This is a genomic window from Streptomyces sp. NPDC046859 (assembly GCF_040645135.1).
GTDB lineage: Bacteria > Actinomycetota > Actinomycetes > Streptomycetales > Streptomycetaceae > Streptomyces.
Genome location: NZ_JBEYXR010000004.1, coordinates 106,091 through 127,547, shown reverse-complemented (window position 1 = coordinate 127,547; position 21,457 = coordinate 106,091). Strand labels below are relative to the sequence as shown.

Below are 21,457 nucleotides of genomic sequence, written 5' to 3'. Positions count from 1 at the left end.
TACTTCAACCACATCATCTACACAGGTAACTTTTGATTTCAGGGTGCACCGATCTCCATGCCGCGCGGGACGGCGGAGCTCTGGGGCCGGTGTGAGGGAATCACCGACGGTGAGGCTATGGCTATCTCTTTCGGGTGATTCCTTGAGCACCGTAGTGACGCCGGTGGGAAATGGTGGGGGGATGGGTGGGGAGCCTCGGGAGTTGTGTGCCGTGGCGTTACGTCTGGGTGGCGCAATCGAGGGCTGAGGCCGAGGGGTGTCCGGAACGGCGTGCTTGGCGGCCGTTCAACGTGACACGGAAGACCGTTCCATGCCGAGGGCTGCATCAACAGGGCATCGGAACAACTCTTTTGGGGACAGAGTGGATCATTCATATCAGGTGTGGCAGGACGTGCTGGCCGAGGAGTTCTTCGGACGGCAACACGCCGGCCACCCCACGGTGTTCTACGTCGATGACGACGTGGAGCAGGAGCTCAGGCAGGGCTACGGCCTGGAGGAGCCCCTCGCCGACTGTGTCGGCAGGTTCCTGCGGCTGGGCACGGCCGAACCGTACGGGGCGCTGGAGGCCTACCGCTGGCGCAGGCGCCAGCAGGACAAGGACGACATACCCGCGTTTCTGCCGCTGCTGGCCTGCTCGGTGGTGGCCGCGTCCCGGATGGTGAACGACCGGAACCACCGGGCCACCGCCTACCATGCCCGCTTCTCCACACTGCTGACCGGCGACGAGAGGCAACTGGGCAGCGCCCACTACGAGCCCGTGTCCCGCATGTGGCAGGTGCTGGCCGCCTGGCAGCGCGAACAGCGCGGTGCCCGGGGCCTGTGCACCATTCCGCTTCCGACGGATCTGCCGTCCAACCGGAGCATGATCGGGTTCGCCCAGTCCCAGGCCCTCATCAGCGGCAGGGACCGGTCCTTTATGCCGCGGTTCTTCCGGTCGCTGCGAGAGCACGGTACGACCTGGCCGCTGCCGGGAGAGACGCTGCTCGCCCAGATCGAGATCCGGGGCATGGAACGGCACTTCTCCAGGGGCTTCGGCAATGCGCTCCAAGAGGAGGAGTTCCGCCCGCTGCTCGCGAAGCTCATGGGTAACTACGCAGCCTCCTGGGACGGTTCGGACGAGCTGGTGCCGACCGGGGTCGTCCGGGCCGAACTCCTCGTACGGCTGGACGCGGGGCGTCTCGGATGGGTGGCGCGCCTGCGGTCCCCCGAGCGGAAGAGACGCGTCGAACTGAGCGGCGGTGTCGTCCTCGAACAACTCGGCGACACCGCCTACTACGAGGTGACGGGGCTGCCCGACCCGAGCGCGGGCACCCTGACCAAGGGCATCAGACGCGACGGCGACCGCCTGGTGCTCAGCCGTCCGCCGTCCCCCGTCCTGGTCCTCGCACGCGATGACGTACTCGGTGTCTGGGCGACGACCGACGGCTTCCGGCCCGGAGAGGCACACGTCGTGCTCGCCGCGCCGACCGCGCAGCGGGACGTGCAGCGACTGCTCGACAAGGCCGCGACCACGGGCCGAAGCGCCGACACCAGCAAGCTGAGCTGGGTGCCGCAGGGCTGGTCCCTGCACAAGCCCGTCACGTTCGACGACACGGTCACGCTGCGCAGGGCGCTCCACGAGGTCCAGGGAGCCGTCGGCCTGCTGCAGCCGCCGGCCCAGTTCAAGCTCCGCCTGGAGGGCGGGCTGAAGCTGGCGCCTTCGCTCGACCCCCACCTGTACCTGACAGGGGGAGAGCCCCAGGTCGTCCTCCCGGACGTCGTGGAGGGCACGGGCGCCCTCCTGGTCGACGGCGAGGAGCTGATCGAGCTGCGGAAGGCGGTCGCCGCGGGTCGCGCCGTCCCCCTGACAGGCCTCGGGCTGGATTCGGGACGTCACACGGTGAGCTACGCGGGCGCGGAGGTCGAGTTCGCCACCGCCGACCAGGCCGACGTCGAGCCGAGGATCACCAAGGTCTGCGGCTTCGCCGTCGCGGACGGCAAGGCGTCCGAGTCGTCCGCGCTCCTCGAGGAGCGTGCTCTGCCCACCGGCGTCGTCGGCGCCGACTGCACGGGTGCGGCGTCCCACCACGGAACCGGTCGCACAGAGTTGTGCCGCCGGGACTCGGACGAGGTGCTGTTCGCAGCGGCCGACGGACGGCTGTGGACGCTGGAACCCCCGGAGCAGCCCGACTGGTGGACGGAGCGTCTTCCCGACACTCCGGCACCCCTCCGCTTCGAGGCCGACTTCCACGGCATCGGCGGCTGGCTCCTGGAGCGCCGGAGCGGGCGATGGAAGGGAAGCCCCGTCGACCCCGGTGCGGCGAACCCGGCGCACACAGCCAACCCGCGGGCGTGGGCACGCGCCGTCCTCAACGTCCAGCAGGTGTCCGACGAGCCCACGTGGGCCAGTTACGTACAGGCCGCGAAGGAGCTCGACCGATGACGGAACCCATGAACAGCGTGGGCGGCCTTCTGCTGCGCTGGCTGAGCGAGAGCCGCAGCGGCAGGGCGTCCGTGCTACGCGACGGTGTGCGCGGCCAGGCCCGGGCACGTGGCTTGGAGCTGAAGGAGTACGCCGAGTGGGACTGGATGCGCGGGGCCGCCGCCCTCGGCTTCATCGACGTGGACCTGCGTGCGGACCGCTGGTCGGTGGCCCCGCCGGTGCTGACCAGGCTGCCCCACGCCGACGGTCTCGCTCTTCTGACCGGCGCGCGTACCGCGCGGATCAGCGCGCGCGTCGCGGAGGCGGCAGGGGAGTGGATGGAGCTGATCACAGCCCCTCACCGGCCGGACGTCGGTGAAGTGCCACTGCCGGACACCCTCCTGGTCCAGTACGAGGACGTACGCACTCTGAGGGAGACCGCCGATCTCCTCGGCGCCCGCTACGTGCCGTGCGCCGCCCGGCAACTGGCCGAGCTGCTTCCCCAGGCCGAGCTGGGACCGGAGGCCGCGCCGCCGGGCGGGAGCACCGCCGGCACGCTGGAGAAGTACGAGCCCCGCCTTCAGCGGTTCGTCCCCGTGGACCGCGACGGCGAGGACGGCCTGTACCGCTGGCGTGGCGCCGACTATGCGCGCCTGACCCGCGTCCGCCGCGACGGCGTCTTCCACGCGGTGGAACGCGAAACGGGCATCTACCTCGAGCTCGCCCGCCATCGCACCGGGGCCATGCGCTGGCGCGCCGAGTCCGGCCGGGGCCGTGCGGGCGTCGGCAGGCTCTTCGTCGACCGGTACGCACCCCTGCCCGCGCTGCACGAGCGTGCGGCCGTCCTGTGCAGCGGCTTCCCGCCTTCGGCGAGCCGGCAGGCGCAGACCCGCGCCTACGACAACGTGCCGAGGGCGCTCGCCGAGGCGATCGCCGCCTCACTGTGCCAGCACCTGGAGATCATGCCGCGACCGGTGGCCACCGCCGGCGGGAGGACCAAGTGAGCGACGACGAGAAGACAGCGGCGACGACCGACAGCGACGTCCAGGACGTCCTGGGCACCTTCGACGACCTGCGCAGCGCCCTCTTCCGGTACTACGACACCCCGTTCTGGGTCGACGACCCCTCCGTCATGGCGGAGCGGCGCGGTCTGCTGAACCGGGACAACGGGGCCTGGCGGGACCCTCTGATCGAACTGCGCCCCCAGTACGCCTCCCGGGGCATCGGCATCGCCGAGTCCTTCGCCGAAGCGGGGGCGCACCCGGACGCCGCCGAGTTCGCCCGGTTCACGCTCCCCGAGGGCGTGACGAGCCTCTACCAGCACCAGCACGACGCGCTGGTCGCCGCGGGCCAGGGCAAGGACTTCGTGGTCACGGCGGGCACGGGGTCCGGCAAGACGGAGTCCTTCCTGCTGCCGATCCTGGCCGACCTCGTCAAGGAGTCCTCCGACTGGAAAGGCACCCGCGCGGTGCAGCCGGAGTGGTGGAAGGGGGAGGCCGGCTTCGTGCCGAGCCGACGCGGCGAGCACGGCCACCCCGCCGCCATGCGGGTGCTGATCCTCTACCCCACCAACGCCCTGGCCGACGACCAGCTGGTGCGCCTTCGGAAGGCCCTCGACAGCAGCGAGGCGCACGCGTGGCTGGACCGGAAGCGCCACGGCCACCGCTTCTACTTCGGCCGCTACACCGGAGCCACCCCCGTCTCCGGCAGCCTGGACTCCGAACCGGCCAACCACCGTCTCCGGCAGTACCTGCGAGAGGTCCAGGACCGGCAGCGCAAGGCCGACGAGAAGCTCGGCGAGGAGCTGCGGCCGTTCATCCCGCGCCTCGGCGGGGCAGAGATGCACGCCCGCTGGGACATGCAGGCCGCACCGCCGGACATCATGGTCACCAACTACTCGATGCTGAACATCATGCTGCTCCGCAAGCAGGAGGAGCACATCTTCAGCGCGACCCGGAAGTGGTTGGAGGAGACGCCGGACGCCCGGTTCACCCTGATCCTCGACGAGCTCCACATGTACCGCGGCACGGCCGGCACCGAGGTGGCCTACCTGCTGCGCAACCTGCGTCACCGCCTCGGTCTGGACGGGGCGCCCGAGAAGTTCCGCGTGATGGCGGCGTCCGCGTCGTTGGAGGCCGGGCGCGACGACGAGTTCCTCGACGGATTCTTCGCCCTGTCCGGGTCCCGGCGCGTGATCATCCCCGGCAGGGCCAAGGAGATCCCCGGCACGGGCGACCTCACCGCACACGCCGAGCTCCTCGCCCGCACGGCCGAGGAGCCCCTCACCCAGAAGGATGCCGCCGCCTTGGCCCGCGAGACGGGGCTCGGCCCGGCGCTCCAGCGGGCCCTGACCCCCGGCGGGAAGGCCCGCGCACTGCCCGCCCCGGAACTGGCGAAGAACCTCTTCCCGGAGGTCCCCACCGAGCGGCGCCAGGATGCCCTCCACGGCGTACTGCGGATACTCGGCATCGCCGAGGACCCCGAACTCCCGCAGCTGCGGGCGCACTTCTTCTTCCGGAACATCGAAGGGATCTGGGCCTGCTCCGACCCCCAGTGCCCCCACATTCCCGTGGAGCACGGGCCCGAACGCAGAGTGGGGCGTCTCTTCGCCGAACCCACCTCCCGGTGCACCTGCGGGGCCCGGGTGCTGGAGCTCCTCTCCTGCCAGGCCTGCGGCGACCTCATGCTCGGCGGTTACGCCAGCCCCAAGGACACCCGGAAGCGCAAGTTCACCGGCGCCCTGCACACCGACTTCCCGGATCTCGACCTGTTGCCGGACGAGGACAGCGGAGCGCCCACCGCGGCGAACTACGTCGTGTACTGGCCACGACCCAAGGGACTCGGTCTCGACGACGCCGCCTGGCACGCGGGCCTGTCCGACGGTGGGCCCCAGGTCGAGTTCGCGTTCCGTCGCAGCGCCTACCAGCCGGTCACCGGCCGTCTGGTGAACCGCGACGTCCAGCACACCGGCTGGTCGTTCCACATCGCCGTGCCCGTGGACAAGGAGGGGAAGAAGCCCGCCTACGATCCGGCCCGGCTGCAGGCCTTTCCCACCCGCTGCCCCGCCTGCGGCGACGACTGGGAGATCAAGTACGACCGGGATGGCCGCTTCGTCCCGCTCGAGTCGCCCGACCGGCTGCGCAACGCACCCGTCCGCAGGATGCGCACCGGTTTCTACAAGATCAACCAAGTGCTCGTGACCGAGGCGCTGGGCCACCTGCCCGACGGACAGCGCAAGGCCATCGCCTTCTCCGACAGCCGCGACGACGCCTCCGAACTCGCCAGTGGCCTCGCTCTCCGTCACTACCAGGACCTCCTTCGCCTGCTCAGTGCCGAAGCAGTCGCCGGCCAGGGAGACCCGTTCGCAGACCTCCAGCTGGTGAAGGCGTACTACGCGAAGGAACCCGTGGACCCCGACAGCGTGCGCGCCGCCATGAAGCGGACGCGGGACCGCGACCCCGCGGACTGGGGACGCCTGAAAGCCATTCTCACCGACGACCTTGACGCCGAACCCGAGCTCCTGCCCGACCTCGAACGGAAGTTCTCCGCACTGCCGTCGCTCGACGACCTCGCCACCGATCTGGAGGGCAGGTTGCTGCAGCACGGCACCAACCCCGCCGGCCCCGCCGCCTCGCTCCAGCAGACCTCGGCGGAGCAGCCCTGGACCACGCTCTTCAACTGGGAGCGGGACCGGGAAGCTGTCGCGGACACTCAGGCGCAGCAGGAACTGCTCGACCGCCTCCGCACGCGTCTGCGCCAGGAGACCGTCGGCAGCCTGTTCTCCGGCGGCGGCCGTGACTTCGAGTCGCTCGGGCTCGGCTGGTTGTGTCTGCGTGACGACCGCTCGCCGACCGCCATCAGCCCGGACAGCGACCTGGCCGTGGCACGGGCAAGTCTGCGGATCCTCGGCCTGATGCGCCGTTTCAGCAGAATGCGCGGACCGCTGCAGGGACCGCCGGCGCCTCTGAAGCGCTTCTGGGAGAAGGTCGCCGACCGTCAGGGCAGCGACAGGGAGACGGTCATGGACCGGGTGCTCGGCGTGTGGAAGGACGCCGTGGTCGAGTACGTCATCAAGCCGGAGAAGGTGGCACTGCGTCCGGCGGACAACAAGACCTGGACATGCCCCGCCTGCCACCGGCCGCACCTCCACCCAGGCGGTGGGCTGTGCACCAAGTGCCTTACCGCACTGCCTGCCGAGCCCCAGCAGTACCAAGGGTTCTTCGAGGACGACTACTACGCCTGGAAGGCCGCCCACCGCACCGGGGACTTCCCCCTGCGCACCGCGGAACTGACCGGCCAGACGGACCGCTTGGAGGCCCAGCGCCGGCAGAGCCTCTTCCAGGACGTCTTCCTCGGCGACAACGACGTTCCACAGGCGGACGGGCTGGAACTGCTCTCCGTGACCACGACCATGGAAGCCGGCGTCGACATCGGACCGCTCAACACCGTGATCATGGCCAACATGCCGCCCACCCGATTCAACTACCAGCAGCGGGTGGGCCGCGCGGGCCGCCGGAACAGCCCGGTCGCCGTGGCCCTCACAGTCTGCCGCGGACGCAGCCACGACGAGCACTACTTCGCCCGCCCCGAGGCGATCACCAACGATCCGACTCCGCCGCCCTACCTCGTCCTCGGCATGGCCTCCGTATTCCGGCGGGTCCTGCTGGGCGAAGTCCTCCGCCAGGCCTTCGCGCCCCTTCAGCCGGAGGACCGCAGGAAGGGCCCGGACATGACGAGCAACGTCCACGGACAGTTCGGTCTCGCCGCGGACTGGCCGACGCACCGTCCCTCGGTCCGCCGCTGGGTCGCGGAACACCCGCACCTGATCAGGGCCGCAGCCTCGGCGCTCCAGTCCGGCACACCGGAGAACATCACCGCCATCGACCCCGTGGCCACCGTCGACAAACTCCTGGACCAGATCGACGCCGTGGCAGGCGAGGCCGTCGGGCACTCCGACCTCAGCCAGCGCCTGGCGGAGGCGGGCCTTCTGCCCATGTTCGGGTTCCCCACACGCTCCCGCCTCCTCCACAGGAGCATCCCGAAGAAGACCTTCCCGTGGCCCCCCGCCGATTCCGTCAACCGGGACCTGGCCGTCGCCCTCAGCAAGTTCGCGCCGGGCAGCGAGACGCCGCAGGACGGCCGCCTGCTGCGTTCCATGGGCGTGGTCTCCCTCGTCCCGAGCGGCCGTGGTGTGAAGGCGGTCGAGGAGCCCTTCGGACCGGAACGGCTCGTCGCCATGTGCCGGATCTGCTCGCACGTCGACCCGACGGCCGTCATCGATCCGGAGAGCGGAAGCGCGGGCACCTGCCCCGCCTGCGGAGCGGAGAGCAAGTACTACAAGGCCGTACCGTTCAGGGAGCCCGCGGGGTTCCGGGCCGCTCCCGAAGCACGCGACTACGACGGCTACCGGGAGTTCGGCTCCCACGCCACCAGCGCGCGGACCGCCACGGACCTGGAGCGGACCGCACCGCGGATCCACCGGGCCGCCGACGACTGGATGGTCGTCCACACCGGCAGCGGTGACCGCTACATCGTCAACACCAATGCCGGCAAGCTCTTCCGGTTCGCCAAGGGCCAGGCGCCCTGGTTCGGCTACCGGGCCGTGGACAACCCGAAGGCGGACGCCGACCTGGAGATCGCCCTCGGCGCCACCCAGCACACCGACATGCTGTTCATCGGCGCCAAGGGCGCACTCGACACCAGCCGAGGACTCCGCTTCGACATCTCCAAGTCCCAGCAGATCGACGGATTTCCCGAGGCGTACCACGGCCGGCGCGCCGCCTGGTACTCGCTCGCAGCGCTGCTCCGCCGTGCCGCGGCGCCGCACCTCGACGTGCAGCCGGAAGAACTCCTGAGCGGCATCCACGGCTCGGACGCCCCGGTGGCCGCGCCCGTCATGGCCTACCTGGCCGACAGCCTCGACAACGGAGCCGGCTTCAGCACCCACCTCGGTTCGAAGCAGCACATCGAGGAGTTCCTCCAGGCGGTCGACCGGTACGTCCAGGATCTGGAGGGCGATCACCACGCACTGCACTGCCGCAGCTCCTGCTACGCCTGTCTGCGCGACTACTCGAACATGCGGCTCCACCCGCTGTACGACTGGCGGCTCGCCCGGGACCTCACCGACGCTCTGCGGGGCCGGGAACTGCGGATCCCCCTGGACGAGCACGCCCGGCTGCTGAAGGGCTGGGCGAGCGAGGACGCCACGGTCGACGTGACGGACACGGCCGCAGGACCGGTGGCGCTTTTCACCTCCGAGTTCACCGGCGAGCCCGTCGCGGTGGTCGTGAAGCACCCCCTGGAATCCGCCACCGAGGAATGCGGGACCGAACGGCTCCAGAAACTCAGGGGAGAAGTGCGGGCCGACGGGCTCGCCGACCGGGTCGTCTTCGCCGACTCCTACAGCCTCGACCGGACGCCTGCCGCGGTGATCGAGCAGGTGCGCACCTTCGCGGAGGAATTCTGATGACCACAGGCACCCTCGGCGGGGGCCAGGACGAGCAGGCGTACCGGGAGGAGCTGCGGCAGCGTGAGATCGCCCGCCGCCTCGCGCTGCGCCGGGCCCGTGGGCAAGGGCCGCTCGGTACGGCGGCCCCGCAGGCCGCAGAAACGGCCGACGCCTCCGTCGCGGTTGCTCCGCCGTCGCAGCGGACGACTCCGGTGACAGCCGAGCCGCCCGTCCCCGAGGGATTCGCCGACCGGGCGGCGTGGGAACGCGCCCGAACCTTCGCTGAGATCACGATGCCCGACGTGCTGAACGGGGAGCCCGGAGCAGTCACCGCGCGGAAGCTGGCCGAAGCCGCCGCCGGGGCCGCCTCGCGGATGGACGACCCGGTCGGCGGCGTCTCGCTGCTGGCCATGGCCCAGGACCATGGGCTGGATGTGCTCGGCAGCCGGCTCGACGGGCGGGCCCGGGCCCTGCTGGCGGACAAGCCGCTGCCCCTCCTCGGCGAGCCGGGCAGCATGTGGCAGATCTACCAGGACGACCGTCGTCTGACAGACGTGAACCTGCCCGCCCTCCGGCAGAGGGCTCTGCTGGCGACGCTTCCTCAGCCGCTGCTCGACGACTACATCGACGAGGAGTGGATCAACGCGGTACCCGAACGTGACGGCACGTCGCGCGCCGCCTACTTCCGAGCCCGCCTCGACCCGGCCACGCTCACGGACGAGGAGATGGACCTGCTGGCGTGGCCGCTGGAGAGGGAGCGCCGGAAAGCGGGTCCCGGCACGGAGCCGGGCCCCGGATGGCCCGAGGACTGGCGTCTGCTGGTGAGGTTGCAGGCCAACGACGCCCGGGCGGTCACGGAGGAGTGGACCGACATCCTCCCGCCGACGCGGAAGCTCCTCGCCGCGCTGGGCGAGGTGCAGCGGACCGGCGAGGTCCCGGACGACCTCGTCGCCGACGACGGGCTGTGGCTTCTCCTCGAGCGGCTCCGTCCCCACGTGTACAGCCGGGGCAACAAGAGGTTCAACAGCTGGATCGGTGTGCGGACCATGCTCAGGGCGGTCCGGCAGATGCACCATGCCGTTCTCCGCGGTGACGAGGAGACGGCGGAACAGCGGCGGACCGCCGCGCTCGCCGTGGCCGGGAGACTGCGGCACCATCCTCAGCCCGCCCGCTGGGAGGCGCAGAACATCCGGGCGTACCTGTGCATCGGGCAGGGCGCCACGGAGTCCCTCAGTCTTCTGGAGCGGGACGCGGAAGGACGTCCTCCAGTGGCGGAGCAGCTCGGACAGAGCGCCCTGGCCGCTCTGCGGAGGAACCGGAGCCTGCTGGAGGGCCTGCGCCCCACAGACCGCGAACTGCCGCCGCTGAACCCGTATCTGGCCCTCGGTGTGCCCGACGGGGCGGAGGACTGGAAGCGGACCTGGCGTGTGCTGAGGAAAGAGCTCGACGACGCCGGGCGTGCCCAGATCAACCGGGCCAAGGACATGATCGAGGAGGCGGTCCGCAGGCAGCGGGAGGATCCCTGGTTCGCCGTGCCGCTCACCCCGCACCGCTGGCAGGACCCCACCGCCACGAGCCACCGGCTGGAGCTCCCGCCCGAGCCCCTGCCGAGGCTCACCGATGAGCCCACGGACCGCGACCGCGAGTGGTCCCGCGCCGAGGCGGCGCGAGAAATAATCACCAAGGTGACAGAACGCCTTTCCTTGGCTGCCGACGAGGTCGCAGCCCCTGAAGACGCAGAGAGCAGCACATCGTGAGGAACAAAACCGGCCGAGGCCACATGGATTCAGGGGTCCGTGACGGATCGCAGGGAAATCGGGGACGCGGTCCCAACAGCGGGAGCGCGCGGAGTCGCGGTGAGCGCCGGGCCGCCGAGACTGCTCCGTGGCGGAGCAAGGGAAGCGATCTGCCCGAGCTCGCCCCGGGAGCACTGGACGCCGCTGCGATCGTGAAGTCGGTCAACGAGGCGCTCCTGCCTGTGGTGCAGCAGGAGTTGGAGGTGGCCCTTAAAGGACTCGGCACAGTTCTGACCGACAAGGAGACCGAGGCCGACCTGGTCTCGGTCCTCCGGTCGGAGTTGATGCGCCGGGTGCTTCCCCAGTTCACGGAGGCAGTGCGTGCGGGTGTGCTGGAGGGCATCCGCACGCGCCAGATGCACCTGGCCCAACTGGCCGTCCTGCATCGGCAGGGACTGGAAGCGAGGACCATGCAGGTGGTCCTGACCCGCCTGGAGCACGAGGCGGCAAAGGCTGGTTTGCAGATCGTCGGCGACAGCGGTGACCGCGAGCTGTTCAACGTGGTGGAAGAACAGCCGGGGGTGATGAAGAGAGGATCGGTGGCCTTCGAACTCGTTGTCCCGGCATATGTGGACAAAGAGTCAGGGAAGCTCGTCGAGCGTGGATGGCTCCGAGCCGTCCCCAAGACGCAGCCGTCCGCAGCGGCAGCGGACAAGACGAAGCCCGGGCAGAGGCGCAGGGCCACACATACGGAGACGAGCGGGAAACAGCAGAGGGATGTCAAGAAGAGCGCTGGCGCTTCCCAGACCAAGAAGAAGGCCCATCGGGGACGAGGTCCCGGAACTCCGTCGGCTCAGGAACGCGTGGAAACTCGGCGTGCAACTGGTCGCTCCGAAGTGAAGTCAACGCGTTCATTCCGTGAACCTCAGCAGGACAAGCGGCCGGAAGAGCGCAGCACCTCTGCCGGATCCAACCCAGAGGGAGGTCAGTCGGCTCGCGTTGGCGGACGGAGTGGCAAAGCTGCGCCGCACAGCATGAAGACGAATGACCGTGCGCAGCAGGAGTCGGGTTTCAGAGAGGCGCTGCGGGCTGCGGCCAGCAAGCAGAAAGGTCGGAGGGGCACGCGATGACTTTCGGTATTGACTTCGGCACGAGCAACTCTGTGGTCGCCCGTTGGAACGGCCACGGCGTCGAGGTGCTGCCCGTGGACGGCGACAACGTTCCCGCCCAGTGGCAGATGCCAGAGTTCCAGCAGCTGTTCCCCTCCGTGTTGTCCGTTCGCGACCTTCAGCGCACCCTCTGCTTCGGCTGGGAGGCGAAGACCGGCACCAGCGAGCCGCTCGATGCCGTGAAGCGCATGCTCGGTACCCGTTCCGGCGCTGAGAAGGACGGCGAGGTAGACGGGCTCGAGGTGGCTGCCCAGCTCGAAGAGCACCACGTCTGGGTCGGCTCGGAGAAGTACCACAGCACGGTCGCGGCCGCTTCTCTCTTCAGCCGCATGAAGGAAGGTGTGTCCGGCCAGCTGCTCGACCTCTCGGACGCGGTCGTCACCGTCCCCGCCAACGCCACGGGCGGCGCCCGCTATCGCACCCGGGCCGCCGCGGCGCTCGGCGGAGTGAAGGTCCGGGCACTGCTCAACGAACCCACCGCGGCGGCGATCTCGTACGCCCACGACGTGCCGGTCCCCGGCCGTTTCCTCGTCTTCGACTGGGGCGGCGGCACCATCGACGTCACCGTCCTCGAGTACGACGACGGCCTCTTCGAGGAGCAGACCTCCCGCGGCATCACCGCCCTCGGTGGTCTGGAGTTCGACAACGCGCTGGCTCGGCTGATCCAGCGGAAGATCGGTTTGAGCGCGGAGCACCTCACCAAGGCGGAACGGCGCCGGTGGCGCCGGTCGGTGGAGCTGACGAAGATCGCCCTCTCGTCCGTGCCGGAGGACGGTGCGATCTTCTTCGACCTCCCGGTCGGCCTCGCACCGGCGATCTCGAGGCGCGAGGTCAGAATCACCGCGGCCGACTACACGGAGGCGATCAGCCCGCTGATCACCCGCGCGCTGGAGCCGGTCCGCCAGGCGCTGGAGGACCTGGCCATCACTCCAGACGCCATCGACTCGGTTCTGATGATCGGTGGGACGTCGCAGATCCCCCAGGTGCGTCACGCTCTGGGTGAGCTGCTGGGCCACGACCGCATCGTCGACAGCGGCCTGTGCCGGCCCATGACAGCCGTGGCACGGGGCGCGGCCATATATGCGGCCTCCTTGGACGGGGAGCTCGGGGACGAGAGCGACTTCTCCCTGGTGACCAGTTACGACCTGGGTACCGCCGTGAGCGCCGGGGCACAGAGAGGCTTTCGCGCGATCATTCAGCGCAACGCCACGCTCCCAGCCGAGGGCTCGGCCACCTTCTATCCGGACACGCCGGGCGCTTCCTTCGTGCGGGTTCCGGTCATCGAGGGCGAGGTCGGCTACCCGGCCGACAGCGAGCGGTCTTTCCCGCTGGCCAACATCGAGGTCCCGCTTCCGAGCCGGGAGCAGGACCCCTCGAGAAACAAGATCGAGATCAGGTTCCGCTACAACGAGAGCGGCATCCTGCGTTTCACCGCCACCCACGCGGCCACGGGCAAGCTGCTCGCCGAGCGCGAGATCGACTCCTTCGGCCCTGACGGCACCCCGCTGCAGCACGGGCTCGAGGACGAACTGACCCGCCTGCTGGCCCACACCGTTCGCCCGTTCGCCGACGGTTCCTCCCACGTGCGGCACCTGTCGAATGCCGAAGCGGCGAACGCCCGCCCCGCGCCGATCGACCTCTCCGTGCGCGTGGTGGAGGCGGACCCCGCGGTGACGGTCAACGGGGAACCGCAGCAAGTGGTGACGGGAGGGCTCTGACCCACCCGGAAGGGAGCAGCCCTGCACGGCAGGGTACGAGGGCCCTGACGTCAGCGTCGGGGCCCTCATCCCGACTCTCTACCCCCCCCGGCCGATCGGCGGCCCCCTTCTGAGCCGCGCCGCTCTCCCCCGTCGCTGATACTGAGGAAATGGGCAAACTAGGGCGATACGCCCCAGCGAGCCGACAGGGTGACCGCGTGCCCCCGCGGGGCGGGGCGCCGGAAGCCGCCCCGAAGGCCCGGCACCCTTCGGCCGGCCGGCGCGTGCTGTCGTGGCGGAAGCCGCGCAGCGTCGCCGGTCAGGTCTTCCTGCTCCAGTTGGTCGTGGTCCTGCTGCTGATCGCCACGGCCGTGGCGGCTCTCGTGATCCAGGACCGCAACCGTGCGCTCCAGGAGGCCAAGGACCGGTCACTGGTGACGGCCGAGGCCTTCGCGAACGCCCGGGGCACCGCGGAGGCGATGGAGAGCGACGACCCGACGGCCGAGCTCCAGCCGCACGCCGAGGCGGTGCGCAAGAAGACCGGTGTCGACTACGTCGTGGCGCTGAGCCCGTACGGCTTCCGATGGACCCACCCGGACAAGGACCAGATCGGGAAACACGTCTCCACCTCCTACGGCAACGCCCTCGAAGGCAAGCCCCACCAGAACACCTTCGACAGCAGCCTGGGAAAGGCGGTCGACTCGACGGTGGCCGTCTTCAACGACAGGGGCACCGCCGTCGGCCTCGTCACCGTGGGGGTCACGGTCGACAAGGTGACCGGTGTGGTGCAGGAGCAGCTGCCGGTGATCTTCGCCGCCGGCGGTGTCGCACTGCTGCTGGCCGCCGGCGGATCGGCGCTGGTCAGCGGGCGTCTGCGGCGGCAGACCCGAGGGCTCGGGCCGATCGAGATGACCCGTATGTACGAGCACCACGACGCCGTGCTGCACGCGGTCCGCGAGGGCGTGCTCATCGTCGACGGCGACGGAAGGCTGCTGCTGGCCAACGACGAGGCGCGCCGGCTGCTGGCCCTGCCCCCGGACGCCGAGGGCAGGCCGGTCGCCGAACTCGGTCTGAGCCCGGCCCTGGTCGACCTGCTGGGATCGGGCCGGGCCGTCACCGACGAGGTGATCCTGGCCGGTGACACCCTGCTCGCGGTCAACGTGCGACCGGTGGGCCCGCGCGCGGGCTGCGTGGCCACCCTGCGGGACACCACCGAGCTCCGCGCGCTCGCCGGCCGCGCGGACGTGGCGGGCGGGCGCCTGCAACTGCTCTACGAGGCGGGCACCCGGATCGGCACCACCCTGGACATCGAGCGCACCGCCGAGGAGCTGACCGAGGTGACCGTGCCACGCTTCGCCGACTTCGCCACCGTCGAGCTGGTGAAGTCCGTACTGCACGGCGACGAACCCACGGGGGTGAGCACGGAGATGCGCCGCGTCGCGGTCGCCGGCATCCGGGACGACCCGCCCTTCCATCCTGTCGGGACGCTGATCCGCTACCGACCCGGCAACCCCGTCACCACCGGCGTCACCACCGGCCGGCCGGTCCTGGTGGCCGATCTCGCCACGGACGACGGATGGCGGGCCCAGGACCCCGAGCACGCGGAGCGCTTCATCGCCTACGGGATGCACTCCATGATCGCCGTGCCGCTCCGCGCCCGGGGACAGCTGCTGGGCGTCGTGCAGTTCTGGCGTTCGGAGCAGGACCCCTTCGAGGCCGACGACGTGTCCCCCGCGGAGGAGCTCGCCACCCGGGCCGCCGTGTGCATCGACAACGCGCGCCGCTACACCCGCGAGCACACCACCGCCGTCACCCTGCAGCGCAGCCTGCTGCCCGGCACGTTTCCCGAGCTGTCCGCCCTGGAGGTCGGGCACCGGTATCTGCCCGCGCAGGCCGGGGTGGGCGGCGACTGGTACGACGTCATCCCCCTGCCCGGGGCCCGGGTGGCCCTCGTGGTGGGCGACGTCGTCGGACACGGCCTCCACGCCGCCGCCACCATGGGCCGCCTGAGGACCGCCGTGCACAACTTCGCCGCGCTGGACCTGCCGCCGGACGAACTCCTCGCGCACCTGGACGACCTCATCACCCGGATCGACCATGACGCGGCGGCCGAGGGCGACACCGAGGCCGTCGCCGGGGCCACCTGCCTGTACGCGGTCTACGACCCGGTCCCCGGGCGGTGCGTCGTCGCCCGGGCCGGTCACCCCGGACCGGCGCTCGTCTCGCCCGACGGCTTCGTGACCTTCCCCGACATCCCCCCCGCCCCGCCGCTCGGCGTAGGGGCGGGGCTGCCCGTCGAGACCGTCGAGCTCCGGCTGGCCGCCGGGAGCCGGCTGGTCCTGTACACCGACGGCCTGGTCGAGGCCCGGGACCGTGACATCGACGTCGGGCTCGGCATGCTGCGGGAGGCGCTGGCCGCCACGCACGGCGCCAGTCTGGACGACACGTGCCAGGCGGTGCTCGACGCGATGCTGCGCACCAGGCCGAGCGACGACGTCGCCCTGCTCGTCGCGCGAACCCGGCTCCTCGCCCCCGACCAGGTCGCCGAGTGGGACGTGCCCGGCGACCCCGCCGCCGTCCCCCGGATCCGTGCGGAGGCCGGCCGCAGGCTGGAGTCCTGGGGGCTGGGCGAGGCGGCCTTCACCACCGAGCTGATCCTCAGCGAGCTCGTGACGAACGCCATCCGGTACGGCCGGAGCCCCATCGGTCTGCGGCTGCTGCGCGACCACGACGGCCTGATCTGCGAGGTCGCCGACGGCACCAGCACCTCCCCGCACCTGCGCCGGGCCACCTTCACCGACGAGGGGGGCCGCGGTCTGTTCCTCGTCGCGCAGATGTCCCGCCGCTGGGGGACCCGGTACACCGACCGGGGCAAGATCATCTGGGCGGAGCTGGCGCTCGACGGCGAGGCCGCCGGGGACCTGAGCGGGCTCCTCGACCTGTGACGCGGCAGGGGACCGCCCTGCCCCGGTCAGGTGCTCTCGTGGACCGTGAGGTACGGGATCTTGGCCGGGTCCCGGCCGAAGGCGGCCCCGAGATAGACGGCCGACAGTTTGGCGAGCGTCCCGTCGTCGATCAGCTGTCGGATGACCCGGTCCAGTTCGGCCCGGTTGGGCGAGCCCATCGGATACAGGGCGCCGTAGCCCTGGTCGGTGCGGTACTGGCCCACCAGGCTCACCCTGCTGCCCTCGTTCTGGGCGTACGGCAGCAGGATGGTCGTGTCGTGGACGACCGCGTCGATCCGCCCGTCCTCCAGTGCCCTGATCATCTCCGGGTCGTTGGCATACGCCTTGACGGGCTCGGCCGGCTTGATGCGGTCCTCCACGAACTGCTCGCCCGTGGTGCCCTCGGCCACCCCGATGCGCACGTCGCTGATGTTGTCCTCGTCGATCCGCTCGCCCTTCCTGATCAGCAGCCCGAGGGTGGAGGAGAGGTACGGCGGGGAGAACTTGGCGACCTTGCTGCGCTCCGGAGTGATCGTGATCTGCGCCAGGGCCAGGTCGAAGTCCTTGGTCCGGCCGGACACGACCTCCGGGAAGGGGGCGTTCTCGACCGCGACCCGGTCGAGTCCGGACCGGTAGGCGATGTTGGCGGCCATGCAGTACTCGTAGCCGCTCCTGACGGACTGCGGCGTGTCACCGTTCCACCAGCCCGGAGCGGGCAGGGTCGTCTTGACCGTGAGCGCACCGGCCGTCTCGGGGGTCAGGTGGAACTCCCCGCGCCGCCCCGAGACATCGCAGTCGCCGTAGCGGACCTTCGACAACCGCGATCCGTCCTGGTCGCATGCCGAGGTCACGGCGATGAGCGCCCCGCTGACAACCAGAGAGACGATCGCGACCGCGGCGCGCATCATTGCACCTCCGGTAGGGGCAAACTGCTGGATTCACCATAAATCACACGGGGCCGTACGGTGGCCGGAGCCACCGGAGCGCCGACGCCCGTGCGTGCCCCGAACAAGCCGAGGCCCCCCGCGTCCGGTGGCGGACGCGGGGGGCCGGGCCTCGATGGTGCTGGGAGGAGCGCTCAGGGGGTCACGGGGGCGGCGACCTCGTCGCGGGTGGGGGCCGGAGCCGCGGCGGACTCGTCCTCCTCCAGCCGTACGTCCTTCGTCTCCTTGCCCACCAGCAGGGCGATCAGCGTCAGCACCGCCATCGAGGAGAGGTAGACGCCGACGAGCCACGGGGAACCGTCGCCCGCCTCCCACAGGGCCACCGCAATGAACGGGGCCACCGCGGCGCCGAGGATCGAACTGACGTTGTACGAGATGCCGGACCCGGTGTAGCGCACGCTCGTCGGGAACAGCTCCGGCAGCAGCGCGCCCATCGGGCCGAACGTCATGCCCATCAGGGTGAAGCCCAGCACCAGCCACAGCACCACGCCGAGCGTGCCCAGGCCGATCAGCGGCACCCACACCAGCCCGAAGACGGCGATCGCCGCGGTGACCCAGGCCAGGGTGGTGCGGCGGCCGTAGCGGTCGGCGAGCGGGCCGGAGACCAGGGTGAACACCGCGAAGAACAGCACACCGAAGATCATCATCAGGACGAAGGTGGTGTAGCTGTAGCCCAGTCCGGGCACGGCGGCGTCCGTCGCGGTCCGGCCGTAGCTCAGCGAGAACGTGGTCATCAGGTAGAAGAGCACGTACGTCGCCAGCATGAAGAAGGTGCCGAGGATCAGCTGCTTCCCATGGGTGCGGACCACGGCCGCCAGCGGCAGCCTGCGCACCAGGCCGGCCTCCCGGGTCTTCGCGAACACCGGCGACTCGACCAGGCGCATCCGCACCCACAGGCCGATCGCGACCATCACGGCCGAGAAGAGGAACGGCACCCGCCATCCCCAGCTCAGGAAGGCGTCCGAGGGCTGGGACGGGTCGGCGCCCGCCGCGGACGGCATCAGCGCGCCGATGATCAGGAACAGGCCGTTGCCGATGATGAAGCCGAGCGGCGCGCCCAGCTGCGGGAACGTGCCGAACAGGGCCCGTTTCCCGCTCGGGGCGTTCTCGGTGGCGACCAGGGCCGCACCGCTCCACTCGCCGCCGAGCGCGAAGCCCTGCGCCAGCCGCATCAGCACCAGCAGGGCGGTGGCGACCCAGCCGGCCTGCGCGTAGGTGGGCAGCACGCCGATCAGGAAGGTGGCGATGCCCATGGTGAGCAGCGAGGTCACCAGCGTGCCCTTGCGGCCGAGGCGGTCACCGAGGTGCCCGAAGACGACGGCGCCGATCGGGCGCGCGACCATGGCGGCGCCGAACACCGCGAACGACGACAGCAGGGCCGTCGTCGGGTCGCTGCTGGGGAAGAAGAGCTTCGGGAACACCAGGACGGCCGCGGTCGCGTAGATGTAGAAGTCGTAGAACTCGATCGTCGTCCCGATGAGGCTGGCGACGAGGACGCGGGACCGCGAGTTGACGGGGGTCCCGGGGGGACTGCTGGTGGGTGCGGACATCTCTCGGTCTTTCCAGGGGGGAACGGTCGCGGCTGCGCGAGCCGACGGACCCGCACGGCGGCACCCGTCCCCCGTCACGGAGATGGGTGCACAGTGCAGGTAGATCGAACACTCTCAGACATCTCATGAGTCAGGAAGCTCATCTCGCCAGGTGAGACGGCGGTGAGGCTCCCGTGCCCGCGGGGACGGCCGGGTGCCTCCGCGAAAACACGTGGCAGGGCCCGGTCCGCCGTCCCTACACTCACCGCAGGACGCCGCCCGCGACGGGCGGCGCCGTCACGACCGACGACGAGGGGAGACAGGCCGTGGGTGCTCACGCCGCCACCGCTCGCCGTCCCCGGTCCCGCCGGACCGAGGTGATCCTGGTGTCCCCGGCCGCCCGGTGCCCGCTGCGCGCCCGGCACCGGACCCCGTGACGCACGTCTGAACCAGCGCCCGCCCGCCAGGGGCACGCGCTGCCGTGCGCCGGGACATCGCGCCGCCCTCTTCCGGACCATCCGAAAGGCCACCGGCCGTGCGCACGCACACCCACACCCTCGCCGCCGTCCGCAACCTCGGCATCCTCGCCCACGTCGACGCCGGCAAGACCACCGTCACCGAGCGGATCCTCTACGCCACCGGCACCACCCACAAGCGGGGCGAGGTCCACGACGGCACCACCGTCACCGACTTCGACCCGCAGGAGCGCGACCGGGGCATCACCATCTTCGCCGCGGCCGTGAGCTGCGACTGGGACGGGCACCGCGTCAACCTCATCGACACCCCCGGGCACGTCGACTTCGCCGACGAGGTCGAGCGGGCGCTGCGCGTGCTCGACGGCGCGGTCGCCGTGTTCGACGCCGTCGCGGGCGTCGAGCCGCAGAGCGAGTCGGTGTGGCGGCAGGCGGACCGGCACGGCGTGCCGAGGATCGCCTTCGTCAACAAGCTGGACCGCGCGGGCGCGGACCTCGACCGGGCGGTGGCGTCGATCCGGGAGCGGCTGCACCCGGTGCCGCTCGCCGTGCAGCTGCCGATCGGCACCGAGGACGGCTTCCGCGGGGTCGTCGACCTCGTACGGATGCGGGCGCTGGTCTGGGCCGACGACGGCACCCGTGCGGTCGGGGACGTACCGCGGGACCTGTGCGAGGAGGCGCTGCGGCGCCGGCGTCTGCTGGAGGAGGCCGTGGCCGAGCTGCACGCCGGGGCACTGGAGGAGTTCTGCGCCCGGGGAACCGTGGCGCCCGGGACGCTGACGGCCGCCCTGCGGGAGATCACCCGCACCGGGGAGGGTGTCGTCGTGCTCTGCGGCTCGGCGTACCGCAACCGCGGTGTGGAGCCGTTGCTCGACGCGGTGGTGGCGTATCTGCCGTCGCCGCTCGACGTACCGCCGGTCCACGACACGCAGGACACGGACGAGGAGCGGCCCGCCGACCCGGCGGCGCCCTTCGCCGGGCTGGCGTTCAAGGTGAGCGTCACGCCGACCGGCCGGCTGACCTACGTACGGGTGTATTCGGGAACGATCGGGAAGGGGGACACCGTGCTGGACACGAGTGCCGGGCGCACCGAGCGGATCGGGCGGATCCTGCGGGTGCAGGCCGACCGGCACGCCCAGGTCGACCAGGCGGTCGCCGGGGACATCGTCGCGGTCATCGGCCTGAAGTCGGCTCGCGCGGGCTCCACGCTGTGCGCGCCGCACGCGCCCCTCGTCCTGGAACCGCCGGGTGTGGCCGAACCGGTGGTGTCGGTCGCCGTGGAGGCACGCAGGTCCACCGACACGGACCGGCTGGCCGCCACGCTGGCCCGGCTGGCCGAGGAGGACCCGTCGCTGGTGGTACGCACCGACGCGGAGACCGGGCAGACACTGCTGTCCGGGATGGGCGAACTGCATCTGGAGGTCGCGGTGGAGAGGATCCGGCGCGAGAGCGGCCTGGACGTCGCCGTCGGGCGGCCGAGGGTGTCGTACCGCGAGACCGTCGGCAGCGGCGTGCGCGGCTTCGTCCACCGCCACGTCAAACAGGACGGCGGCGCGGGCCAGTTCGCGCACGTCGTGCTCGACGTCGAGCCGCTGGAGGCCGGGTCCGGCTTCGAGTTCCGCTCGGCCGTGGTCGGCGGCCGGGTGCCGCAGGAGTACGTCCGTGCCGTGGAGGCCGGCTGCCGGGACGGCCTCGGCGAGGGCCCACTCGGCGGGCACCGGGTGACCGGGGTGCGCGTCACCCTCACCGACGGGGCGACGCATGTGAAGGACTCGTCCGACACCGCGTTCCGCACCGCGGGCCGCCTCGGCCTGCGCGACGCCCTGCGCTCCTGCGCGATGGTGTTGCTGGAGCCGGTCGCCGAGGTGACGGTCACCGTGCCGGAGGACGCCGTCGGCACCGTGCTCGGCGACCTGGCGGCACGCCGCGGCCGCGTCTCGGGTTCGGTCACCCGGGCGGGCGCGGCGGTCGTCACGGCGACGGTGCCGCTCGCCGAACTGTTCGGCTACGCGACCCGGTTGCGCAGCCGCACCCAGGGCCGCGGCACCTTCACCACCCGCCCCACGGGCTACGCCCCGGCCCCGGCGACGACGGCCACCCGCTGACCGAAGGGGC

10 protein-coding genes are annotated in these 21,457 nt (G+C 71.0%); 8 read left to right on the top strand and 2 right to left on the bottom strand.

Features of this window, described 5'->3' with window-relative positions; translation table 11 throughout:
- The first annotated feature begins 361 nt into the window (after positions 1-361).
- The 7 genes from ABZ899_RS06940 to ABZ899_RS06910 all read left to right on the top strand — a co-directional run bounded on the left by ABZ899_RS06940 (position 362) and on the right by ABZ899_RS06910 (position 16,396).
- A complete protein-coding gene (locus tag ABZ899_RS06940) occupies positions 362-2,422 on the top strand; it encodes a hypothetical protein (protein WP_361341824.1) in 2,061 nt (686 codons plus the stop codon).
- On the top strand, positions 2,419-3,405 hold the full coding sequence (locus ABZ899_RS06935; RefSeq protein ID WP_361341821.1) for a hypothetical protein: 987 nt from the start codon (positions 2,419-2,421) through the stop codon (positions 3,403-3,405). The genes ABZ899_RS06940 and ABZ899_RS06935 overlap by 4 nt, the downstream gene beginning before the upstream one ends.
- Positions 3,402-8,867 (top strand): DEAD/DEAH box helicase, encoded by a 5,466-nt coding sequence (locus ABZ899_RS06930; protein WP_361341818.1) that lies wholly within the window; start codon positions 3,402-3,404, stop codon positions 8,865-8,867. The genes ABZ899_RS06935 and ABZ899_RS06930 overlap by 4 nt, the downstream gene beginning before the upstream one ends.
- On the top strand, positions 8,867-10,606 hold the full coding sequence (locus tag ABZ899_RS06925) for a hypothetical protein (protein ID WP_361341816.1): 1,740 nt from the start codon (positions 8,867-8,869) through the stop codon (positions 10,604-10,606). Before ABZ899_RS06930 ends, ABZ899_RS06925 begins: the two co-directional genes overlap by 1 nt.
- 191 nt (positions 10,607-10,797) lie before the next feature.
- The gene (locus tag ABZ899_RS06920; protein WP_361341813.1) at positions 10,798-11,715 is read left to right on the top strand and encodes a hypothetical protein; all 918 of its coding nucleotides are present in this window, start codon (positions 10,798-10,800) and stop codon (positions 11,713-11,715) included.
- Positions 11,712-13,472: an Hsp70 family protein gene (locus ABZ899_RS06915; RefSeq protein WP_361341810.1), complete on the top strand. Its 1,761-nt coding sequence runs from the start codon at positions 11,712-11,714 to the stop codon at positions 13,470-13,472. The genes ABZ899_RS06920 and ABZ899_RS06915 overlap by 4 nt, the downstream gene beginning before the upstream one ends.
- Before the next feature lie 197 nt (positions 13,473-13,669).
- Positions 13,670-16,396 (top strand): SpoIIE family protein phosphatase, encoded by a 2,727-nt coding sequence (locus ABZ899_RS06910; RefSeq protein WP_361341807.1) that lies wholly within the window; start codon positions 13,670-13,672, stop codon positions 16,394-16,396.
- A gap of 26 nt (positions 16,397-16,422) precedes the next feature.
- Here the strand turns inward: ABZ899_RS06910 and ABZ899_RS06905 are convergent, their stop codons facing one another.
- Together ABZ899_RS06905 and ABZ899_RS06900 are read right to left on the bottom strand one after the other, a co-directional pair.
- On the bottom strand, positions 16,423-17,301 hold the full coding sequence (locus tag ABZ899_RS06905; RefSeq protein ID WP_361341804.1) for an ABC transporter substrate-binding protein: 879 nt from the start codon (positions 17,299-17,301) through the stop codon (positions 16,423-16,425).
- 173 nt (positions 17,302-17,474) lie between these two features.
- Entirely contained in the window at positions 17,475-18,890 is a 1,416-nt protein-coding gene (locus tag ABZ899_RS06900) for an MFS transporter (RefSeq protein WP_361341801.1), read from the bottom strand.
- 514 nt (positions 18,891-19,404) lie between these two features.
- On the opposite strand from ABZ899_RS06900, the gene fusA reads away from it, so the two are divergent.
- Complete coding sequence (fusA, locus tag ABZ899_RS06895; RefSeq protein WP_361341798.1) at positions 19,405-21,447, top strand: elongation factor G; 2,043 nt, start codon at positions 19,405-19,407, stop codon at positions 21,445-21,447.
- Positions 21,448-21,457 lie beyond the last annotated feature (10 nt).

Coding starts and splice junctions, on each gene's coding strand:
- ABZ899_RS06900 (WP_361341801.1), bottom strand. CDS start 18,890: ATGTCCGCACCCACCAGCAGTCCCCCCGGGACCCCCGTCAACTCGCGG.
- ABZ899_RS06925 (WP_361341816.1), top strand. CDS start 8,867: ATGACCACAGGCACCCTCGGCGGGGGCCAGGACGAGCAGGCGTACCGG.
- ABZ899_RS06935 (WP_361341821.1), top strand. CDS start 2,419: ATGACGGAACCCATGAACAGCGTGGGCGGCCTTCTGCTGCGCTGGCTG.
- ABZ899_RS06905 (WP_361341804.1), bottom strand. CDS start 17,301: ATGCGCGCCGCGGTCGCGATCGTCTCTCTGGTTGTCAGCGGGGCGCTC.
- ABZ899_RS06915 (WP_361341810.1), top strand. CDS start 11,712: ATGACTTTCGGTATTGACTTCGGCACGAGCAACTCTGTGGTCGCCCGT.